This window comes from Erythrobacter sp. HKB08 (assembly GCF_004114695.1).
In the GTDB taxonomy this organism is placed as follows: Bacteria; Pseudomonadota; Alphaproteobacteria; order Sphingomonadales; family Sphingomonadaceae; genus Parerythrobacter_A.
Genome location: NZ_CP035310.1, coordinates 2,165,583 through 2,181,702 on the forward strand (window position 1 = coordinate 2,165,583; position 16,120 = coordinate 2,181,702).

The window sequence follows — 16,120 nt, forward strand, 5'->3', positions numbered from 1 at the left end:
GGCCCGATCAGAGCTTCGGCTCGATCCCGAACAAGGCGTAATAGCGGCGCAGTTCGGGCATCTGCAGCAGCGCGGCATCGACATTGCGCCGACCATCGCGATCGCCCTGCTCGAGCATGATGATGCCCTTGAGATAAAGCGAGTTCGACAGGCCCGGTGCAAGCTTCAACGCCGCATCGAGATCGGCCAGCGCCTCGTCGAAGCGGCCCATGCGGTAATGGACCATCGCCCGGCTATCGAGCACGGCGGCAGGATGCTGCGCCCGCTCAACCGCCCGCGTGCACTGGGCGACCGCACTGTCGAGTGCGACCTTGTGCAGGCCGCGATACCAGCAGTCGGCATTGAGCAGCGTCGAGTTGTCGTCGCGTTCGAGCAGGCGCTCTTCGAGCAGGGTCAGACCGGTATCGATATCGCCGATCAGGCCGAGCACCATCGCACGGCTATCGACGAAGCTGTCGAGATCGTCCTCGCCCACGGGAAGCGAATCGAGCAGCATGATCGCCTCTTCACCGCGCCCTGCCCGCGCAAGGATCTGCGCCTGCCAATAGGCCGTCGCGTTGTCCGGCTGCAGGTCGTAGGCGGCCTGGATATCGGCCACCGCCTCGTCGAGCTTGCCGAGCGAAATCAGCGCCTCGGCGCGGGTCAGCAGCAGGTCGGAGGTCGGCTGCGCTTCGACGACCGTCGTCAGGTCGTCGTAGGCCCGCTGGTAATCGTAGATCGTGTAGAAGAAGCTCGCCCGCGCAACGAGCGGCTCGAAATCGTCGTCGTCGGCGTCGGCCACCGCGATATCATAAGCCTCTGCCGCTGCCCTGGTCCGCTCGGCGAGTTCTTCCTTCGAAAGCTCCCAGCGCCAGGTCGACTGCGCAGGCGCGACAAGGTCGAGGCCGGACTTGGCGATGCGCAGTGCGGCGCGGCGCGATTCCGGGATGTCGGCCACGGACACCTCGCCGAGCCTGAAGATGGATTGCTCGAACACCCGCAGCTTCTCTCCATTGAGCGAGGAACTGCGGCGCACGGTCGTATTGGCGAAGCTGTCGTCGAGGCTCGGCGTTCCGACAAGCTCGAACCCCGCGCCATCTTGCGGCAGCGTCATCTCGAGCAGGTAGCTGTTTCGGCGCGGGCCCATGGTCGCGACCGGTATGTCCCTCCAAACCGGGCGAGCGCGATTGGGGGCGAACTTGACGTTGTTGGTCACCATGGCGAGATCGGTCGAAATCTGGCCGCTGTCGAAAGCGAACTGCGGATCGGCAACGCCCTTCACCCGCACCATGCCGAGCGCCTTTTCGTCGTCGTAGCCGATGCCGATTTCGGTGACCTGCGCGCCGGGAAGCTGCCCCGCCCCGAAATTGCGCGCGATCTGCTTGCGGACTTCGGGATCGTCCTCGTCGACGATTTTTTCCAGCTGCGCGCTCGACGCACCGCCGAATTCGACCGTGATGTCGAACATCATCGGCAGGTCGATGCCGGCGGAATGGTCCAGCGTCACATGCATCGCCATGTCGTCATGCGCCTGCGTGCGGTCACTCATCGCGACGAGATCGGCCCCGCCGTCGACCAGCGGAAGCGCATAGTGGAATGCCGGGACCGCCGACATATTGTTGAGGCGCGTCGCGGTGCTCGTCCCGTCGAGCCAGTAATCGGTTCCATCGACCGTAGCCCGCACGATCATGTGATCGAAATTGGCCGGCATGGGGAGCAGTTCGGGCAGTGCATCGCCGCCGCGGGTCGTCACTAGCACGACATCCGAATCGATACCCATCCGGCGCAGCATGGCGAGCAGCAGGACCGACTTCGCCTTGCAGTCGCCGTAGCGCTTGTCCCACGTGTCCTCGGCCGCCTGCGGCAGGTAATTGCCGCCGTCGAGACCGTCGAGCAGGTAGCTCACCTGGTCCTGCACCAGCCGGACGGCCAGCGCGGTGCGCTCCTTCGGATCGTCGGTCTGCGCCATGATCATCTCGACCTGCCGGTCGACATCGCCGCCCGGTTCGATTTGTGCGGCGTCGGTAAAGTGCGGCTCCATCACACGCGAGAGTTCCTGCCAGCTGCCGAAGCTCCCGACTCGCAGGATCGGCGGGCGTTGGTAGCGACTGGGCGAATCGGCGGGCATGTCTTCGCGCTTGGCGATCGGGATGGGGATTTCGAGGAAGTTGTATCCATCGCGGCTGGTCACCGTGCCGCTGTCGACGAAGGGGTCTGCGCGCCACGTGATCGCGTCATCGCTCGGCCAGCTGGCGATGACCCGGCCGTAGCCGACCCGCCACGGTTCGGGGGGCAGGTACTGGATGGCCTGCATTTCCTCGCCCAGCGCCTGGTCACGCAGCGTCGTGCTGTGCGCCACGCGGAGCATGTCGCCCTCGCGCAGGCCGGGAACGGCAACCGTCGCGGTCAGGCGCCCGTCGATCAGCCTGCGTTCCAGGTTCTGCTCGCGGCGAATGACGTCGAACTGGATGCCTTGCGCGACAAGGTCGATCACCTCGTCGCGGCGGATGATTTCGAGCCGGTGGATGAACAGGTCGCCCTTGTCGGGTGCCCAGGTGTATTGCAGCGTCCCCTCGCTGGTCAGCGTCTCGGGATTGTCGATGCGCACGATCCGGTCGTTGTAGGTTGCAACCACGCCGTCTTCGAGCCGGTGCTGCCAGTCGAACAGCACTTCGCTCGGCCCTTCTTGCATCGTCGCCGAGTCGATTTCGGCCGCAATCACCCAATCGGGCGCTGCTTCGAACCTCACCGTTTCCCCGGCAACAAGCGGCGCGCTCAGCGAAGCAGCTGCCAAGCCCGCCAATAGAAGGTGACGACGCATCCTGGACCCCCGTAAGTTTCGGCAAGTCTTTCTGCCGAAACGACATCCTACATTTCCCATTTCGCTATGCAAACGACTTCACACAGCTTGCGGGGCCCTGCTCCCTTGCCAAGCGCGGCCCATCGCCCTAGCCGCCCCGCAACTGCCCAGACACGGAGTCGAACATGGTCCCCCGCTACGCCCGCCCCGCAATGACCGCGATTTGGGAGCCCGAAGCGAAATACCGCATCTGGTTCGAGATCGAAGCGCACGCGACCGAGAAGCTCGGCGAACTCGGTGTCGTCCCTGAAAGCGCGGCGAAGGCGCTGTGGGACTGGTGGGCGACGGACCCGAAGGTCGATGTCGAAGCGATCGACGCGATCGAGGCGGTGACCAAGCACGATGTCATCGCCTTCCTGACCTGGGTTGCCGAGAATGTCGGCGACGAGGCGCGCTTCATGCACCAGGGCATGACCAGCTCCGACGTGCTCGACACGACGCTTGCCGTGCAGCTCGCCCGCTCGGCGGACATCCTGCTCGAAGACCTCGACTTGCTGCTCGCCGCGATCAAGCGCCGCGCGGAAGAGCACAAGTATACGCCCACAATCGGTCGCAGCCACGGCATCCATGCAGAGCCGGTGACCTTCGGCCTCAAGCTCGCGCAGGCTTATGCCGAGTTCAGCCGCTGCCGCACTCGCCTCGTCGCCGCGCGCGAGGAAATCGCGACCTGCGCGATCTCCGGTGCAGTCGGCACTTTCGCAAACATCTCGCCCGAAGTGGAAGAGCATGTCGCCGAACGCCTCGGCCTGAAGCCCGAGCCTATCTCGACGCAGGTCATCCCGCGCGACCGCCACGCAATGTTCTTCGCGACGCTCGCGGTGATCGCCGGCTCGATCGAGCGGGTCGCGGTCGAAATCCGCCACCTGCAGCGCACCGAGGTGCTCGAGGCGGAAGAATATTTCTCGCCCGGCCAGAAGGGTTCGAGCGCGATGCCGCACAAGCGCAATCCGATCCTGACCGAGAACCTGACCGGCCAGGCGCGCATGATCCGCGCCTATGCCCTGCCCGCGCTGGAGAACGTCGCGCTGTGGCACGAGCGCGATATCTCGCACTCCTCGGTCGAGCGCTTCATCGGGCCGGATGCCTGCATCACGCTCGACTTCTCCCTCGCACGCCTTACCGGAGTGATCGACAAGCTGCTCGTCTATCCCGAGCGGATGCAGAAAAACATGGACCGCATGGGCGGCCTCATCCACTCGCAGCGCGTGTTGCTCGCCCTCACGCAGGCTGGCGTCAGCCGCGAGGATGCCTATCGCCTCGTGCAGCGCAACGCGATGAAGGTCTGGGCTTCGGACGGCGAGATGTCGCTGCTCGATCTCCTCAAGCACGACGAGGAAGTGAAAGCCGCGCTGTCGGACGAGGAGCTCGAAGAGAAGTTCGACCTCGAATACCACTTCAAGCAGGTCGACCGCATTTTCGACCGCGTCTTCGGTTGATTGGACGCTGGACGCAGCCTAGCCACACCCCTAGCATTCAAGCGGATACGGGAGAGAATGAATGCAGATCGTCCGCACGATAGCCTGGATCTTGCTGCTGGTCGGCTTGCTCGCCTTTTCCTTCGGGAACTGGGACAAGCAGATCGACGTGCGCATCTGGCCGGGCCTGGTCTGGGATACGCGCGTGCCCGCGGTCGTGATCGTCTCGTTCCTCGCGGGGCTCATCCCGACATGGATGCTGCTGCGCGGCACCAAGTGGACGATGAACCGCCGCATCCGCTCGCTCGAAAACGCGATCAAGGCGAACACGCTTTCGCGCACCACCGCGTCGGAAGATAACAACGCGACCTCGGCTGCGCCCGCACCAGCCCCTGCACCGGCAGCGACCGAGACCAAGTCGGACCTCGGCCCCGCATGAGCAATCCGGTCTACCTTGCACTGGACCTCCCGACGCTCGACGCGGCGAAGGCGCTGGCGACAAAGGTCAAGGCGCATGTCGGCGGGCTGAAGCTTGGCCTCGAGTTCTTCTGCGCGCATGGCAGCCACGGCGTTCACGAGATCGCGCAGGTCGGACTGCCGATCTTCCTCGATCTCAAGCTGCATGACATTCCCAACACCGTCGCCGGCGCGATGCAGGCGATCCATGTGCTCGAACCGGCGATCGTCACTGTCCACGCGAGTGGCGGGCGCGCGATGATGGAAGATGCCAAGGCTGCAGCTGCGGAAGGCACCAAGGTCGTCGGCGTGACCATGCTCACCAGCCTTGACGAGCGCGACATGGCTCGCACCGGCATTTCCGGCACGCCGCACGACCACGTGCTGCGTCTCGCCGAACTGGCCGAAAGCGCCGGTCTCGATGGTATCGTCTGCTCGGGCCACGAGGTGAAATCGGTCCACAAGCAGTGGAAGAACGGCTTTTTCGTCGTCCCCGGCCTGCGTCCCGGCGGCCAGGCGACGGGCGACCAGAAGCGCGTCGTTACGCCGCGACAGGCACGCGACGACGGGGCAAGCGTGCTCGTCATCGGCCGCCCGATCAGCCGCGCGGACGACCCGGAGGCCGCAGCACGCGCCATCGAGGCGACGCTCTAGCTGCCGTGACTGCCCCGATGATCAAGATTTGCGGGCTTTCCACCCCCGAAACCATCGAGGCCGCGATCGAGGCGGGCGCGACGCATGTCGGCCTCGTCCATTTCGAGCCGAGCCCGCGTCATGTCGACCTCGGCCGCGCCGCCGAACTGCGCGCGCTTGCTCGCGGCCGGGCGCAGGTCGTGCTGCTCACGGTGAATGCGGAGATCGAGGCGATGGCGGCGGCGCTCGATGCGGTGAAGCCCGATATCGTGCAGCTTCACGGCTCGGAAACGCCGGAATGGGCGGCCCTGCTGCGTGAAAAGATGGGCGTGGAAGTTTGGAAGGCGCTCGGCGTTAAAGACGCTCTGACGCTGGAGAAATCGCGCCGCTTCGAAGGGTCGGTCGACCGCCTGCTGTTCGATGCGCCGGCCAAGGCGCTGCCCGGCGGGAATGGCGAGATTTTCGACTGGCAGCTTCTCGCCGAATTCGATCACACGATCCCTTGGGGACTTGCGGGCGGCCTGACCGCTGCGAATGTGGCGGAAGGCATCCGCATTACCGGCGCCGAGCTTGTCGACACGTCCTCCGGTGTCGAGAGCGCGCCGGGTATCAAGGACGCGGCGAAAATCGCCGAATTCTGCGCCGCCGCGCGCTCAGTCTAGACAAGGCTCACAGAAAAAGGGCGGCCCCGAAGAGCCGCCCTTCCCAATTCCTGGCCAGCGAGGCTTAGAAGTTGACGCCGACGCCGACAGCGGCGGTGTTCACGTCAACGAAGTCGCTGAAGAAGTGACGGTATTCAGCCTTCAGGTAGACTGCCGAACCCAGCTTGTGCTGGTAGCCAGCACCGAGGTACGGAACGTCTTCGCCTTCACCGAAAGCGTAGCCGCCAGCTGCGAACAGCTTGCCGTTGTCGCCAACGTTGGCACCAACGCGGCCACCGACACCCCAGACGAAGTCAGCGCCGTCTGCGAGAATGTGGTCGGCCGAAGCTTCGACGCCGATGAACGCGGTGTCGCCGAGGTCGAAGTCGTAGCCAGCTGCAACGCCTGCGACTGCTTCTTCCTGGCCGTTGGCCCAAGCAATACCGCCACGAGCTTCGACGCGGCCTTCACCGGCAGCGTCCTGAGCGAAAGCCGGAGCCGAAACGGCTGCAGCGACAGTGGCGAGTGCAATTGCAAACTTACGCATATTCTATCCTTTCAATTCTTGCCGCCGGCCAGTGTTGGGAGAGGAGCCGGCGACAGGCTGCGTAAAATTGGCGTGAAAGGATGAACTTCAACTGACAAATATGTAGTTTTTACATGTTTTTGAATGTGTCGCGTTTTTGCAACATCATGTTAAGGTGAGAGAAAGCTGATGGCCACGTCCGGAGCATCTGGACAGCGCCGCATGGCTCTGCCAATCGCGGCGGTGCGATGACTGCACCCAATTCCTACCGCAACCAGCCCGACGAGCGCGGGCATTTCGGCGACTATGGTGGCCGCTACGTGGCCGAGACCTTAATGCCGCTCGTGCTCGATCTCGAACGCGAATACCGCGCGGCGCAGGCCGACCCGGCATTTCAGGCAGAATTCGACGACCTGCTCGAACATTACGTCGGCCGCCCCTCCCCGCTCTATTTCGCCGAACGCCTGACCGAGGCGCTGGGCGGTGCGCAGGTATGGTTCAAGCGCGACGAGCTCAATCACACCGGCGCGCACAAGATCAACAATTGCATCGGGCAGATCCTGCTCGCCCGCCGCATGGGCAAGACGCGCATCATCGCGGAAACAGGCGCGGGCCAGCACGGCGTCGCGACTGCGACCGTCTGCGCGCGCTTCGGCCTGCCCTGCGTCATCTACATGGGCGCAGAGGACGTGAAGCGGCAGTCGCCCAACGTCTTCCGCATGAAGCTGCTCGGGGCCGAAGTCGTGCCTGTGACCAGCGGCGCGGCGACGCTCAAGGACGCGATGAACGAAGGGCTGCGGGACTGGGTCGCGAATGTCCACGACACTTTCTACATTATCGGCACCGCTGCCGGCCCCCATCCCTATCCGGAACTCGTCCGCGACTTCCAGAGCGTGATCGGCAAGGAAGCGCGCCAGCAGATGCAGGACCGCATCGGTCGCCTGCCCGACCTGCTGGTCGCGGCTATCGGCGGCGGCTCGAACGCTCTCGGCCTGTTCCACCCCTTCCTCGACGATCCCGAGGTGAAGATGCTTGGTGTCGAGGCAGCGGGTTACGGCCTCGACGGCGACCAGCACGCGGCGAGCCTGCTCGGCGGCTTTCCCGGCATCCTCCACGGCAACAAGACCTACCTGCTGCAGGACGACGACGGCCAGATCACCGAAGGCCACTCGATCAGCGCAGGCCTCGACTATCCCGGCATCGGGCCGGAGCACGCATGGCTCAAGGATTCGGGCCGCGTCGAATATACCGCCGTCACCGACGACGAGGCACTCGACGCTTTCCAGCTCCTTTGCCGGACGGAGGGCATCATCCCCGCGCTCGAACCGAGCCACGCCATTGCGGCTGTCGCAAAACGCGCGAAGGAAATGCCGGAAGACAGCGTGATCCTCGCCAACCTGTGCGGCCGAGGCGACAAGGACATCTTCACCGTCGCCGAGAAGCTTGGAGTGGAGATGTGACCCGCATCTCCGACGCTTTCTCGAAGTCGCATCCCGCCCTCGTCTGCTTCGTCACCGCAGGCGATGGCGACACGGCGGCCAACCTCGACGCGCTGGTCGAAGGTGGCGCCGATGTGATCGAACTCGGCATGCCCTTCACCGATCCGATGGCCGATGGCCCTGCAATCCAGGAAGCGAACATTCGCTCGCTCGGCGCCGGGACCAAGACCGCGGACGTTCTGCGCATTGCGACCGAATTCCGCCAGCGCCACCCGAACGTGCCGCTGGTCCTGATGGGATATGCCAACCCGATGGTCCGGCGCGGGCCGGAGTGGTTCGCCTCGGCTGCCAAGGATGCCGGCGTCGACGGCGTTATCTGCGTCGATATTCCGCCGGAGGAAGACGAGGCGCTCGGCCCGGCCCTGCGCGCCAAGGGCATCGCGCCGATCCGGCTCGCGACCCCCACCACCGATGCCAAGCGCCTGCCGCAGGTGCTCGAAGGCTCGGACGGCTTTCTCTATTACGTTTCCGTCGCCGGGATCACCGGCAAGCAGCAGGCCGCGATCGATTCGATCGAGAGCGCCGTCGGCAGGCTCAAGGCCGCGACCGACCTGCCCGTCGCGGTCGGTTTCGGCGTGCGCACGCCCGAACAGGCGCGCGAGATCGCCCGCGTGTCGGATGGCGTCGTCGTCGGCTCGGCCCTCGTCGAACTGGTCGGCAAGCATGGCGCGGACGCTCCGCGCGCGCTAAAGGAACTGACTTCGGCCCTCGCAGAGGCGGTTCACACCGCCCGAAACGGCTAACAGCCGCCAAGGATTAAGAGATGAACTGGCTAACCCGCGTCCGCAATTCGCTGCCCTTCGTGGCCAAGCGTGAAACCGCCGAAAACCTCTGGGTGAAGTGCAAGTCGTGCCACGAGATGGTTTTCGCGAAGGAATATGCCGACAACCAGCACGTCTGCCCGCGCTGCGACCACCACGGCCGCATCGGCGCGGACGAGCGCCTCAGCCTGCTGCTCGACATGGGCTATGAAGTGCTGGAACAGCCGGAAGTCGCCGAAGACCCGCTCAAGTTTCGCGATTCGAAGAAATACACCGACCGCCTGAAGCAGGCGCGTGCGAGCAATCCGCACAAGGATGCCTTCGTCGTCGGCTCGGGCGAGATCGAGGGCAAGCCGGCTGTCGTCGGCGTGCAGGACTTCGGCTTCATGGGCGGATCGATGGGCATGGCCGTCGGCACGGCCTTCTGCCAAGGCGCCGAGCGCGCGCTCAGCCGCCGCTGCCCCTACATCGTCGTGACCGCTGCCGGTGGTGCGCGCATGCAGGAAGGCATCCTGAGCCTCATGCAGATGCCCAAGGCGACCGTGATGACGCGCCGCCTCGCCGAAGCTGGCCTGCCCTACATCGTCGTGTTGACCGACCCGACCACCGGCGGCGTCACCGCGAGCTATGCCATGCTGGGCGACATCCACATCGCAGAACCCGGCGCGCTCATCGGCTTTGCCGGCCAGCGCGTGATCCAGGACACGATCCGCGAGAAGCTGCCCGAAGGCTTCCAGCGGGCCGAGTACCTGCACAAGCACGGCATGGTCGACATGGTCGTCCACCGCCACAAGCTGCGCGAAACGCTCGCCAACCTGATCGACTACCTGCAACCCGCCGAAGCGGCCTGATCCCATGCGCGATTTCGGGCGCTCGGACGATCCGCGCGTCCAGGCGCAGCTCGACCGGCTCGGCAGCCTGACCCTGCGCGAGGGGCGGATCAATCTCGATACCGTCCGCGCGCTGTTCGACCGGCTGGGCAATCCGGAAAAGCGGCTACCGCCGGTGTTCCATGTCGCCGGAACCAACGGCAAGGGATCGACCTGCGCCTTCCTGCGCGCCATGCTCGAGGCAGACGGCAAGCGCGTACACGCGACGACCAGCCCGCACCTGGTGCGCTACAACGAACGGATCCGGGTTGCGGGCAAGCTGATCGAGGATGCGCGCCTCGCCGAACTGCTGGGGGATGTGTTCGACGCCTCCGATGGCCTGCAGCCGAGTTTCTTCGAAGTCACGATCGCGGCCAGCTTCCTCGAATTCGCGCGCGTTCCGGCGGATGCCTGCGTGATCGAAGTAGGCCTCGGCGGCAGGCTCGATGCGACCAATGTGGTCGAGCATCCCGCCGCCTGCGGTATCGCGGCGCTCGGTATCGACCACGAACGTTTCCTGCTCGCGCCGGAGGAAGGCACGCCGGAAGAACCGCTGGCGCGGATCGCGTTCGAGAAGGCGGGGATCACCAAGCCCGGCTGCTCGCTCGTCACCCTGTCCTATCCGGCCGAAGCCGAGCTCGAGATCGAGCGGATCGCGATGGCGGCGGGTGCTCCGCTAGCGATGCGCGGGCGCGACTGGCATTCGAGCGTGAGCGGAACCGGGCTGCATTACGCCGACCGCCACGGCGAGCTTGCCCTGCCGCTCCCCTCGCTCCCCGGCGCGCATCAGGCCGAGAACGCGGCGCTTGCGGTGGCCATGCTGCGCCACCAGGATTTCGTGACCGTCTCGCGCGATGCCATGGCCGAGGGTATCAGGACGGCGAAATGGCCCGCGCGCCTGCAGCGCCTTGCACCCGGACCGCTGACGGGTCACCGCGAGATATGGCTCGACGGCGGGCACAACCCGAATGCAGGTGCAATGCTGGGCCGTCACTTCGAAGGCCAGCGCCTGCACCTCGTTATCGGGATGATAGAGGGCAAGGACCCTGCGTCGCTTACCGGACCGCTTGCGGGAAGCATTGCCAGCATCACCGCCGTGCCGGTCGAGGGATACGACTACCACCCGGCGGCAGCATTCGGCCCGAATGCCTCGGAGGCATCGACGGTCGCCGAAGCCCTGTCGGCCCTGCCCGACGACGGGCTGCCGGTGCTGATCGCAGGTTCGCTCTACCTTGCGGGCGAAGTCCTCCGCCTCAACGAAGAACTGCCCGACTAAGCTATTCCGCCGGGGCGACTTCGGGCGTCACGATGCCCGAATTGCGGCCTGCACGGCTGACGCGGATCCATTCGGCGATGCACAGCACGACCGCGACGAAGCCGATCAGCGTCGTCAGGACGAAGACGTCGAAATAGCCCTGGTCCTCGATCATCTCGCCCAGCGCACCGCGCCCGAGCGTGCCGACCAGCAGGGTGAGCGAGGACAGCAGCGCATATTGCACCGCGCTGTATTTCTTCGACACGATCGAGCTTAGCCACGCGACATAGGCTGCCCCGGCAATCCCGATAGCGAGGTTCTCGAATGCGATGGTGATCGTCAGCTTCGCGAGCGCAGGGGTTGCACCGGGAAGCTGCGTGATCGCCCAGGTGAAGCCGACCGCATCGCTGAACGCCTGCATGTTCGCCCCGCCGACGGCGAGGTCCGCGTACAGCAGGTTGGTCAATGCCGCGAGCAGCGCGCCGATGGTCAGCGTCAGCATCCGGCCCAGCACGGTCAGCATGTACCCGCCCAGCGCCAATCCGGCGATGATCGCCCCGACCCCGAAGAACTTCGATGCGAAGGCGACCTCGTCGTTCGAGTAGTTCAGCTCGCCGAGGTAGAAGGGATAGGCGAAGGTGCCCCAGATCGCGTCGCAAATGCGGTAGGTCAGCACCAGCGCGAGGATCAGGACCAGCGACCAGCCCATGCGTCCGACGAATTCCACCAGCGGCAGCACCAGCGCGCGATAGAGGTGGTCCATCGCATAACTGCCGCCCGCAGCGACCGGCGCGTCTTCCTTGAGCACATTGCGGCCCGCTGCCTTCTCGGAGGCGAGCCAGCCTGCAATCAGCGCAGGGATGACAACGGTCGCGACGATGATCCACGGCCCCCAGCCGAGCGTGAACTCGGTCGGGTTCGGCCGGTCTTCCGGCGCATAGGTCATCGACATGAACATGAAGGTGAGGACGACCGCGATCGCCGCGGCCCACAGGATACCGACGGCGGCGAGCGCCTTCGCCCGCACATCCGGGCGCAGCTCGCCCTTCTTGCGCAGGCTCAGCATCAGCTCGTCTTCTGCCAGCCCGTCATCGGCATCGCCGACCTTGCGATCGGGTGCGAACAGGCCCGCGATACCGATAACCAGCAGGATCGCGCCCATCATCAGGTAGGTCTGCGGCCAGCCGATGCGTGCCGCGATGATCAGGCCGAGCGCGCCTCCGACGAGCGCCGCCAGCCGGTAGCCCATCTGGTAGACGGTCGAGAGGATATCGAGCGTCGCTTCCTCGTCCGCGATGTCGATGCGCCAGGCATTGATCGCGATATCCTGCGTCGCGCTGGCGAGCGCACCGATCCCCGCAAGCAGCGAGAACCAGCCCATGTTGTCGTTCGTCGGATTGCTCAGGCTCAAGGCAATAAGGATCGCGCCGAGCAGGATTTGCGCCGGGACCATCCATTGCTTGCGCTTGCCGAGCTTCGAGAAGCCGACGATATTCACCTTGTCGATCAGCGGCGACCACAGGAACTGGAAGGCATAGGCAAGGCCGATGAGCGAGAAGACGCCCATCGTCTCAAGCTCGACCTCGGCTTCGGTCAGCCAGGCGTAGAGCGTGCCGAGGAACAGCGCGAACGGCAGGCCGCTGGCAAAGCCGAACAGCGCCATGAAGCCGGTCTTGCGGTTGCGCATCGCGCGGAAGACTTCTCGCCAGCCCGGTTTTTTCTTTTCAGCCGTAGCTTCGGCCATGCCCTAGCGTCCTTCCCGTTGACCCGAATTTCTGCGACATTAGCCGCGTGGAGAGGACATAGGAAAGACAAGATGAACCCCGTCGACACAGAAAATCGCGGCCGTCGCCCGACCGACGGACAACTCGCGCTGGCCGAAAAGATCGCGCAGGGCGAAACGCGGGCGAGCGAAGGCATCACGCATGTGCCTGCCAGCGTCTATACCGACCCGGCCTATTTCGAGCGTGAGAAGGCGGCGCTGTTCGACAAGCTGCCGCAGGTGCTCGCGCCGAGCGCCCTGCTGCCAGAGCCGAACATGGCCGTCCCGCACGATGCCACCGGCCGCCCGCTGCTGCTGACGCGCGATGCCGACGGGCAGGTCCACGTGTTCCTCAACGTTTGCCGCCATCGCGGCACGCGGCTGGTCGAGGGCGAGGACGTGCAATGCGCCAAGCGGCTCGTCTGCCCCTACCATGCGTGGACCTATCGCCTCGACGGCAAGCTGCTCGCCCTGCCCCGTCCCGAGACCTTTCCCGGCATGGAAAAGTCCGACATGCCGCTGATCGAACTGCCGAGCCGCGAGACCGGCGGCCTCATCTGGTTCTCGCCTGACGAAAATGCCGATTTCAGCGATGCCGAGACCCTTGGCGATGATTTTGCCGCATTCGGCATGGCGGACCACTTCCTGTTCCGCCGCAAGACCCACGAGGTCGCAGGCAACTGGAAGCTCATCATGGATGCCTTCCTCGAAAGCTACCATGTGACCCGCCTGCACGCGAACACCATCGGCCCCTTCTTCAAGGACGGCATCACGAGCGGCGACCAGGTCGGCCCGCACCAGCGATCTGCAGTCGGGCGGCGCGAGGAGATGGACGAGGTCGACCTGACCGACATGGCCGCACTGCGCCGGGTTGTGACCTACGCCTACCAGCTGCTCCCCGCGACGATCATCATCCCGAGCCCCGACTACATCAATGTCATGGTCCTGATGCCGCACGCGCATGACCGCACGCTGGTCGAGGATTTCATGCTGATCCCCGAAGCGCCCGCGACCGACAAGGCGCGCGACCACTGGGAACGCAGCTGGGCGCTGCTCGACGGCGGGGTCTTTGCGAGCGAGGATTTCCGTGCAGCCGAACTCGGCCAGCAGGGTCTTTCGACCGGCGCGATCCCCGAATTGACGCTCGGCATGCTCGAAGGCGGCATCCGGCGTTTTCACGAAACGGTCGAGGAAGCGTTGCGCGCGGTCAATTGAGCGTTTAGGCGCGCGCCATGTCCGACAAGAGCCGTCCCGGCGTCGCCCCGAGCGAGGGTGAGCGCATTGCCAAGCTGCTGGCCCGAGCCGGCGTAGCCAGCCGTCGCGAGGTCGAGCGCATGATCGCCGATGGCCGCGTGGCGATCGACGGCGAGGTGCTCGACACGCCGGCAACGATCCTGCCCAACCTCAGGGGTGTGACGGTCGACGGCAAGCCCGTCGGCAAGGCGGAAGAGACGCGCCTGTTCGCCTTCCACAAGCCGAGCGGCCTGATCACGGCAGAGCGCGATCCGAAGGGACGCCCGACGATCTACACCGCGCTGCGCAATGCGCTGCCGAAGAACGCGGGCCGCGTGATGCCGATCGGGCGACTCGACCTTAATACCGAGGGCCTGCTGCTGCTGACCAATGACGGCGGCCTCAAGCGCCAGATGGAGCTCCCGGCGAGCGAAGTGCCGCGCACCTACCGCGCCCGCGCTTTCGGAGATGTCTCTCAGGCCCAGCTCGAAGACCTCATCGAAGGCGTCACCATCGACGGCGTGCGCTATGGCCGGATCGATGCCAACCTCGAACGTCGCACCGGTCGCAACCAGTGGATCGAAATGACGATCACCGAGGGCAAGAATCGCGAAGTCCGCCGCGTGCTCGAATATCTCGGCCTCAAGGTAAACCGCCTGATGCGCACTGCCTACGGACCGTTCGAACTCGGCGACTTGCCGCGTGGCCAGGTGGTGGAAATTCGCAAGGGTGACCTCGACCGTTTCCGCTCGCAGCTCAAGAAAGTGGGCGGCAAGTGAGGATCATCGCTGGCGACTGGCGCGGTCGCAAGCTCGTCGCGCCCAAGGGCGATGCGACACGTCCGACTGCCGACCGCACGCGCGAGACGCTGTTCTCCATGCTGACCAGCCGGCTCGGTAGTTTCGAGGAATTGAGCGTAGCGGACCTGTTCGCCGGCTCGGGCGCGCTGGGTCTCGAGGCCCTGTCGCGCGGCGCGGCTTACTGCCTGTTCGTCGAGAACGACGAGGCGGCGCTGAAGGCGCTACGGTCGAATGTCGCGTCGCTCGATGCGAAGTCCCGCTGCGACGTGCGCGCGGGATCGGTGATGTCTCTCGGCCCCGCAAAGACGCCGCACGACCTCATCCTGCTCGACCCGCCCTATGATACCGGCGCAGGGCAGGTCGCGCTCGACCGTATGCTGCGGCTCGGCTGGATCGGCCCTGCGACATGGATCGCGCTCGAGACAGGCCGGAACGAGAAGGTCGAGATCAAATCGCTCGCGATCGAGGCGGAGCGCAATGTCGGCAAGGCGAAGCTCACCTTGCTCAAGCTCGACGACGACTAGTCCTCTTTGGCCCAGCGTTCATGGTGAGGCAGGCCGTGGGCGTCCTGCATCCATTCGATCCGGTCGGCGACCTGCACATGTCCCTGCGGCGGGAATTCGCCCGGCTCGTCGAGCGTGGCGAGCTGGATGTCGACCCGATCGGGCATGATGTCGGTGTTCGAATAGAACAGGCTGGTCCCGCACTGGATGCAGAAATAGCGTCGCGCCGATTCGGACGAGGCGTAGATCGACGGTTCCCCCGTCACGCGAAGCTGGTCGTCGCGCACCATGATCCAGCCGACCATCGGTGCACCCGATGCCCGCTGGCAGTCGGAGCAATGGCACAGCAGGCTGTTGATCGGTTCCCCGCTGATTTCGTAGCGGATCGCTCCGCAATGACAGCCGCCGGTCGCCATGGCCTTCTCCTCTCGATGCCTTACCGCAGCCTAGCGGAACGCGCGCACAAGAAAAGGCGGCCGCGCGCTGGCACGACCGCCTCTCCCTGTCTTCGCCCGATAAGCACAGGCGTGACGTAGCTCTTACATTTCGCTGGCAGGCTTGCCCGGCCAGTAGCTCAGCGGGCGATTGCCCCACTTGAGGCCGGCGGCGCGCGGGTTGATGCAGCCGTCCTGGTCGTTCTTCATGCAGACATCGTAGACCTTGCCTTCGATGCGGACCTTCGTCGCCTGGCCCTTGGCATTGGTTTCGACGACTTCCGGCGATTTAGCGACATGGTCGTCGGCGACTGCCGGTGCCGAGAATGCGAATGCCATCGTAGCGGCGGCGGCAAGTGCGGTGAGGTTCTTCATTTCATCCTCCAATTCAATCGTTTCCGTCCTTGGCTGCTCAACGTACCGGCTGCGCCCAAGGTTCCGGACGCGCCGATTGCCACCGTCAGCCCGCTTGCTTAACCGGCACACGTTCCCTA

At 65.1% G+C, this 16,120-nt stretch carries 16 protein-coding genes; 11 read left to right on the top strand and 5 right to left on the bottom strand.

All coding sequences use genetic code 11. The features are described from left to right. Positions 1 to 7: 7 nt before the first annotated feature. Positions 8 to 2,728: a DUF3857 domain-containing protein gene (locus EO245_RS10450; RefSeq protein WP_164931304.1), complete on the bottom strand. Its 2,721-nt coding sequence runs from the start codon at positions 2,726 to 2,728 to the stop codon at positions 8 to 10. Positions 2,729 to 2,964: 236 nt separating this feature from the next. Between EO245_RS10450 and purB the strand changes: the two genes are divergently transcribed. From purB to EO245_RS10470, 4 genes are all read left to right on the top strand, one after another. After that, a complete protein-coding gene (purB, locus tag EO245_RS10455) occupies positions 2,965 to 4,275 on the top strand; it encodes an adenylosuccinate lyase (RefSeq protein WP_128892873.1) in 1,311 nt (436 codons plus the stop codon). 61 nt (positions 4,276 to 4,336) lie between these two features. Continuing rightward, on the top strand, positions 4,337 to 4,693 hold the full coding sequence (locus EO245_RS10460; RefSeq protein WP_128892874.1) for a DUF1049 domain-containing protein: 357 nt from the start codon (positions 4,337 to 4,339) through the stop codon (positions 4,691 to 4,693). Next, the gene (gene pyrF, locus EO245_RS10465) at positions 4,690 to 5,364 is read left to right on the top strand and encodes an orotidine-5'-phosphate decarboxylase (protein WP_128892875.1); all 675 of its coding nucleotides are present in this window, start codon (positions 4,690 to 4,692) and stop codon (positions 5,362 to 5,364) included. Before EO245_RS10460 ends, pyrF begins: the two co-directional genes overlap by 4 nt. Positions 5,365 to 5,381: 17 nt before the next feature. Next, positions 5,382 to 6,005, top strand: a complete 624-nt coding sequence (locus EO245_RS10470; protein ID WP_128892876.1) for a phosphoribosylanthranilate isomerase — start codon at positions 5,382 to 5,384, stop codon at positions 6,003 to 6,005. Between the two features lie 64 nt (positions 6,006 to 6,069). On the opposite strand, the gene EO245_RS10475 is transcribed toward EO245_RS10470, so the two are convergent. Then, positions 6,070 to 6,531, bottom strand: a complete 462-nt coding sequence (locus tag EO245_RS10475; RefSeq protein WP_128892877.1) for an outer membrane protein — start codon at positions 6,529 to 6,531, stop codon at positions 6,070 to 6,072. A 227-nt stretch (positions 6,532 to 6,758) separates the two neighbouring features. Between EO245_RS10475 and trpB the strand changes: the two genes are divergently transcribed. The 4 genes from trpB to EO245_RS10495 are packed head-to-tail and all read left to right on the top strand — an operon-like array spanning position 6,759 to position 10,915. After that, positions 6,759 to 7,970: a tryptophan synthase subunit beta gene (gene trpB, locus EO245_RS10480; RefSeq protein ID WP_128892878.1), complete on the top strand. Its 1,212-nt coding sequence runs from the start codon at positions 6,759 to 6,761 to the stop codon at positions 7,968 to 7,970. Further along, positions 7,967 to 8,752, top strand: coding sequence for a tryptophan synthase subunit alpha (gene trpA, locus EO245_RS10485; protein ID WP_128892879.1), 786 nt, complete (start codon positions 7,967 to 7,969; stop codon positions 8,750 to 8,752). Before trpB ends, trpA begins: the two co-directional genes overlap by 4 nt. A gap of 20 nt (positions 8,753 to 8,772) precedes the next feature. After that, entirely contained in the window at positions 8,773 to 9,621 is an 849-nt protein-coding gene (gene accD / locus EO245_RS10490) for an acetyl-CoA carboxylase, carboxyltransferase subunit beta (protein ID WP_128892880.1), read from the top strand. 4 nt (positions 9,622 to 9,625) lie between these two features. After that, positions 9,626 to 10,915, top strand: coding sequence for a folylpolyglutamate synthase/dihydrofolate synthase family protein (locus EO245_RS10495; RefSeq protein WP_128892881.1), 1,290 nt, complete (start codon positions 9,626 to 9,628; stop codon positions 10,913 to 10,915). A 1-nt stretch (position 10,916) separates the two neighbouring features. Here EO245_RS10495 and EO245_RS10500 read toward each other — a convergent pair whose 3' ends face one another. Continuing rightward, positions 10,917 to 12,638 (bottom strand): MFS transporter, encoded by a 1,722-nt coding sequence (locus EO245_RS10500; RefSeq protein WP_128892882.1) that lies wholly within the window; start codon positions 12,636 to 12,638, stop codon positions 10,917 to 10,919. A 72-nt stretch (positions 12,639 to 12,710) separates the two neighbouring features. Between EO245_RS10500 and EO245_RS10505 the strand changes: the two genes are divergently transcribed. From EO245_RS10505 to rsmD, 3 genes are read left to right on the top strand one after another with little or no spacing between them, the layout of a single operon-like run. Beyond that, complete coding sequence (locus EO245_RS10505) at positions 12,711 to 13,871, top strand: aromatic ring-hydroxylating dioxygenase subunit alpha (RefSeq protein WP_128892883.1); 1,161 nt, start codon at positions 12,711 to 12,713, stop codon at positions 13,869 to 13,871. A gap of 17 nt (positions 13,872 to 13,888) precedes the next feature. Then, on the top strand, positions 13,889 to 14,668 hold the full coding sequence (locus EO245_RS10510; protein WP_128892884.1) for a pseudouridine synthase: 780 nt from the start codon (positions 13,889 to 13,891) through the stop codon (positions 14,666 to 14,668). Further along, positions 14,665 to 15,213, top strand: coding sequence for a 16S rRNA (guanine(966)-N(2))-methyltransferase RsmD (gene rsmD, locus EO245_RS10515; protein WP_128892885.1), 549 nt, complete (start codon positions 14,665 to 14,667; stop codon positions 15,211 to 15,213). The genes EO245_RS10510 and rsmD overlap by 4 nt, the downstream gene beginning before the upstream one ends. Here the strand turns inward: rsmD and EO245_RS10520 are convergent. Then, the gene (locus EO245_RS10520) at positions 15,210 to 15,608 is read right to left on the bottom strand and encodes a GFA family protein (RefSeq protein ID WP_128892886.1); all 399 of its coding nucleotides are present in this window, start codon (positions 15,606 to 15,608) and stop codon (positions 15,210 to 15,212) included. The two genes, rsmD and EO245_RS10520, sit on opposite strands and share 4 nt — an antisense overlap. A 123-nt stretch (positions 15,609 to 15,731) precedes the next feature. Further along, on the bottom strand, positions 15,732 to 16,001 hold the full coding sequence (locus tag EO245_RS10525; RefSeq protein ID WP_128892887.1) for a hypothetical protein: 270 nt from the start codon (positions 15,999 to 16,001) through the stop codon (positions 15,732 to 15,734). Positions 16,002 to 16,120: the final 119 nt, after the last annotated feature.